At 73.9% G+C, this 5,646-nt stretch carries 2 protein-coding genes; both read left to right on the forward strand.

Annotated features, from left to right (window positions below):
* Positions 1 to 957: beta-ketoacyl reductase (locus ACFXPK_RS32365; protein ID WP_385080722.1), on the forward strand; the 957-nt coding region annotated here is incomplete at its 5' end.
* A 68-nt stretch (positions 958 to 1,025) separates the two neighbouring features.
* Positions 1,026 to 5,646 (forward strand): beta-ketoacyl synthase N-terminal-like domain-containing protein (locus tag ACFXPK_RS32370; protein ID WP_385080724.1); only part of this gene is annotated, 4,621 nt, incomplete at its 3' end.

Here is a 5,646-nt window from a genome sequence, read left to right on the forward strand (position 1 = left end):
GAGCGGTTGCGGGGGGTGTTGGCGGCGAAGGTGGCGGGTGCGTGGAATTTGCATGAGGTGGCGGGTTCTGAGGTGGGGTTGTTTGTGTTGTTTTCTTCTGCGGCGGGTGTGTTGGGTGGTGCGGGGCAGGCGAATTATGCGGCGGGGAATGCGTTTTTGGATGCGTTGGCGGCGTATCGGCGGGCTCGGGGGTTGTCGGGTGTGTCGGTGGCGTGGGGTTTGTGGGGGGAGCGGAGTGGGATGACGGGGGGTTTGGGGGAGGGTGATCTGGCGCGGATGGGTCGGATGGGTGTGGTGCCGATGTCCAGTGCGCAGGGGCTGGAGTTGTTCGATCGTGCCGTGGTGTCGTCGGAGAGTCTGCTTTTGGCTGCCCGGCTCGACTTCGGGTCGGCCGGTGCGAGCGACGCGTCCGCCCATCCCATGTTCCGCGCCCTGATCCGCCAGCCGACCACACCCCGACGCCGCACTGTCGCTTCCGAGAGGAACGGCGGCCGGCCGGACGGCGTACCGCTGTCCCAGAGGCTCGCGGGACTGGGACGTAACGAGCGGCAACAGGCCCTGCTGCGCGTCGTGCGGGAACACACCGCGATCGTCCTGAGCTACGAGTCGGCCGCCGCGGTCCCCGCCGACCGGGGATTCCAGGACATCGGCATCGACTCGCTCACCGCGGTCGAACTGCGCAACAGGCTCAAGAACGCGACCGGCCTGATCCTGCCCGCGACCCTGATCTTCGACTATCCCGATGCCCTCCGCCTCGCCGAACACCTCGCCGAGGAGTTGTCGGCGAACCCGGCGGACGACGAGGAGGCGGGACCGGACACCGGCCCCGGCCGTCCGGACACCACCGCTCCGGCCCCCGCGCGGGGGACCGGTACGGATGACGTGGCCGACCAGCTGGAGTCTGCGGCGGCCGACGAGCTGTTCGACTTCATCGACCGGGAATTCGGCTCCGGCTGACCACCACCGGCGCTCTCCCGGCGCCCAGCGACCCCCTGCCACCGCCAGCGACACCATGTGAGGCCCTGATGCCGGAAGAAGACAAGCTCCTCGGCTACCTGCGCCGGGTGACGGCCGACCTGCACCAGACCCGGGGGCGTCTGCGCGAGATCGAGGCCCTGGCCCACGAACCCATCGCGATCGTCGGGATGGCGTGCCGCTACCCCGGCGGCGTCACCACCCCCGAGGACCTGTGGCACCTCGTCCGGGACGGCGTCGACGCCATCACCCCCTTTCCGGAGGACAGGGGCTGGGACACCGAGGGCGTCCACGACCCCGACCCGGACGCCCCCGGCCGCACCTATGTCCGCGAGGGCGGCTTCCTGCACGACGCGGGCGACTTCGATGCCGAGTTCTTCGGCATCTCCCCGCGCGAGGCCGAGGCCATGGACCCGCAGCAGCGCCTGTTGCTCGAAGCGTCCTGGGAAGCCGTCGAGCGCGCCGGCATGAACCCCGCCTCCCTGAAGGGCCGCGACGCCGGAGTGTTCGTCGGAGCCGTCGCCCTCGACTACGGGCCGCCCCTGCACGCCGCCAACGGCGCCGAGGGACATCTGATGACCGGCAGCACCACCAGCATCGTGTCCGGCCGCATCGCCTACGCCCTCAGTCTCCAGGGACCCGCCATCACGGTGGACACCGCCTGTTCCTCCTCCCTCGTCGCCCTGCACCTGGCCGTCCGCTCGCTCCGTCAGGGCGAGTGCGACCTCGCCCTCACCGGCGGCATCACCGTCATGCCCACCCCCGGCACCTTCATCGGGTTCAGCCGACAGCGCGGACTGGCGGCGGACGGCCGCTGCAAGCCCTTCTCCGCCGACGCCGACGGCTTCGGCCCGGCGGAGGGCGCCGGCATGCTCTGCCTCGAACGGCTCTCCGACGCCCAACGCGACGGACACCGCGTCCTCGCCGTCATCCGCGGCACCGCCGTCAACCAGGACGGTGCCAGCAGCGGCCTCTCCGCCCCGAACGGTCCGGCGCAGCAGCGGGTGATCCGCGCGGCGCTGGCGGACGCGGGCCTCGGGACCTCGGACGTGGACGTGGTCGAGGCGCACGGCACGGGCACGAAGCTGGGCGACCCGATCGAGGCCGGAGCGCTGCTGGCGACATACGGTCGGGGACGGGACCCGCAGCGGCCGTTGTGGCTGGGGTCGGTGAAGTCCAACATCGGCCACGCCCAGGCCGCCGCCGGTGTCGCCGGCGTCATCAAGACCGTTCTGGCTCTGCACCACGCCGAACTGCCGCGTACGCTCCACGCCGACGAGCCCTCACCGCACGTCGACTGGTCCACCGGCGCTCTGCGCCTCCTCACCAGCCCCGTCCCCTGGCCGCGGGGCGAGCGTCCGCGCCGGGCCGGAGTGTCCTCGTTCGGCATCAGCGGCACCAACGCCCACGTCCTCGTCGAAGAACCTCCGCTTCCACGACCGGCACCGGCGGAGGAACCCGCCGCGACGCGGCCCCTGCCGCTGGTGCCCTGGGTTCTGTCGGCCAAGTCCGCGGCGGCCCTGCGCGACCAGGCCGGCCGCCTCGCCGACCACGCCGAACGACACCCCGGCCACACACCCGCCGACATCGGCCTCACCCTGGCCACCGCCCGCGCCGCCTTCGACCACCGAGCGGTGCTCCTCACTCCCGACCGCGCCGATGCCGTGACCCGGCTGCGGCGCCACGCGACGGGCCAGGAACCCACGGAGCTCCTCACCGCAGTGGCCCCGGGCGACGAGGCCCCCGTCCTCGTCTTCCCGGGCCAGGGCTCGCAGTGGGCGGGCATGGCGGTGGAACTGCTGGACTCCTCACCGGTGTTCGCGGAGCACTTCACGGCCTGCGCCGCGGCCCTGGAGCCGTTCGTCGAATGGTCGTTGCCCGACGTGGTGCGCGGAACACGGGGCGCACCCGGGCTGGACCGCGTGGACGTCGTCCAGCCCGCGCTGTGGGCCGTGATGGTGTCGCTGGCGGCGGTGTGGGAGTCGTTCGGCGTGCGTCCCGCCGCGGTGGTCGGGCATTCCCAGGGTGAGATCGCGGCCGCGGTGGTGGCGGGTGCGCTGAGCCTGGAGGACGGGGCGCGGGTGGTGGCCCTGCGCAGCCGCGCGCTGACGGCGCTGTCCGGCCGCGGCGGCATGGTCTCCGTCAGCGCACCGGAGGACGACGTACGACGCGTCGTCGACTCCTACCGGGGCGCCCTGTCCGTCGCGGCGGTCAACGGACCCTCGCACCTCGTGGTGTCCGGCGACGCCGGCGCGCTCGAAGAACTGCTCGCCGCCTACGAGGCCGACGGCGTGCGCGCCCGCCGGATCCCCGTCGACTACGCCTCCCACTCGGCGCACGTCGAGGAGATCCGCGCCGACGTCGAGAAAGCGGTGGCCGGGGTGTCCCCGCGCCCCTCCGAGGTGCCGTTCTTCTCCACCGTGACCGCCACGGACATCGACACGACGGAACTGGACGCCGCCTACTGGTACCGCAACCTCCGCTCCCAGGTCCGCTTCGAGGACGCCGTCCGTGCCCTGCTCGACGCCGGCCACCGCCACTTCGTCGAGGTCAGCCCGCACCCGGTTCTGATCCCGGGTGTCGAGCGGACCGCCGAGGACCACGGCAGCGACGTGTCGGTGGTCGGAACGCTGCGCCGCGACGACGGCGGTGAGGCCCGGCTGCTCAGCTCCCTCGCCGAGGCATACGTCGCGGGGGCACCCGTGGACTGGGCCCGCGCGTTCGACGCGGCCGGCGCGCACCGCGTCGACCTGCCGACGTACGCCTTCCAGCGGCGCCGTCACTGGCTCGACCCGACCACGCCCGCCGCCGACGCCGCGGCCACCGGCATGGAACCCGTCGGACACCCGCTGATCGAGGCGGGCGTGCCGCTGCCCGACTGCGACGGCCACCTCTTCACCGGCCGCTGGTCGCTGCGCACCCACCCCTGGCTCGCCGACCACACCGTGCGGGGCCGGGCCGTCGTCCCCGGCACCGCCCTCGTCGAGACCTTGCTGCGCGCGGGTGACGCCGTCGGCTGCGACCGGCTCGGAGAACTCAGCCTCGAATCCCCGATGGTGCTCCCCGCCGACGGCGCACCGCTGCGCGTCCAGGTGAGCGTGGGCGGGCCGGAGGGGGACGACGGCCGGCGTGACGTCAGCGTGTACGCCTGCGGCACCGAGGGCATCTGGACCCGGCATGCCCGTGCCGCGCTCGCCGGCCCCGGCGACCACGGCGAACCCGCCGGACTCGACGCCTGGCCCCCGGCCGACGGTGCCCGCGAGGTCGACACGAGCGGCCTGTACGAGCGGCTCGCCGCCGCCGGGCTGGACTACGGGCCCGCCTTCCGCGGCCTCGGATCCGTCTGGCGCCGGGGCGAGGAGATCTTCGCCGAGGTCACCCCGCCGGACGGGGCACACCTGGCCGGGGACGGCTTCGGCCTGCACCCGGCGCTGCTGGACGCCGCCCTGCACGCCTGGCCGGCCTGCGCGGACGACCTCTCCTCCGTACGGCTGCCGTTCCTGTGGACCGGTGTGTCCCTGTACGCCACCGGGGCCACGGCCCTGCGGGTGCGGCTCACGCCGGTCGACGGAGGCGGCATGGCCGTGCTCGTCGCGGACGACACCGGCCGGCCCGTGGCCTCGGCCGAGACGCTGGTGACCCGCCCCCTCGAAGAGGCCGTCACCGGAGCCACCGTCGCCGCGGGAAGCGGCGACGGATACCTGCACCGCGTCCACTGGACGCCCGTACCCTCGGCGCCCGCCGACCACGAGCCCGCCGCCGCGGCCCCGGCCCTCGCCGTCCTCGGGACGGACGGCCCCGGCCTCGACCGCCTCGCGACGCGCCACGAGGACCTGACCGCCCTCGCCGCACGGACCGCCGACGGCAGGCACCCGGCGCCGCAGTACGTACTGGCGGGCGCCCGCCCGGGCACCGGTGCGGACACCGCCGAGGAGACCCTGTCCGCCGCCGGCCGCGCGCTGACGCTCCTGCAGTCCTGGCTGGCGGACGAGACGTTCGCCGCGGCCGGGAGCAAGCTGGTCGTCGTCACCCGCGGAGCCGTGGCCGCGCGCGCCGGGGAGGACGTACCGGACCTGGTCGCCGCGCCCGTCTGGGGCCTGGTGCGGTCCGCACAGGTCGAACACCCCGGCCGGTTCGTCCTCGTCGACCTCGACGACGACCCCGCCTCGATCGACGCCCTGCCCGCCTCGCTGCGCACCGGGGAACCCCAACTCGCGCTCCGGCGCGGGGAGACGAGCGTCCCGCAGCTCACCACGGCCCCCGCCGAGCCCGACCTGCCCGACGGCTCCTGGCACCTGCGGACCACCCCCGGAGCCGCCCTCGACGGCCTGGCCCCGGTCTCCACCGACGCGGCGGTCCGGCCGCTGGGCGAGCGCGAGATCCGCGTCGCGATCCGTGCCGCGGGCGTCAACTTCCGCGACGTGCTCATCTCCCTGGGCGAGTACCCGGACGCGGAGAACGCCCACATGGGCAGCGAGGGCGCCGGTGTCGTGACCGAGATCGGCCCCGCCGTGTCCACGGTGGCCGTCGGCGACCGCGTGATGGGACTGGGCTCCAACTGGTTCGGATCGTTCACCGTGGTGGATGAGCGGGTGGTGGTGGGGGTTCCTGTGGGGTGGTCGTTGGTGGAGGCGGCGTCGGTTCCGGTGGCGTTTGTGACGGCGTTTTATG

Source organism: Streptomyces sp. NPDC059142, from assembly GCF_042755665.1.
GTDB lineage: Bacteria > Actinomycetota > Actinomycetes > Streptomycetales > Streptomycetaceae > Streptomyces.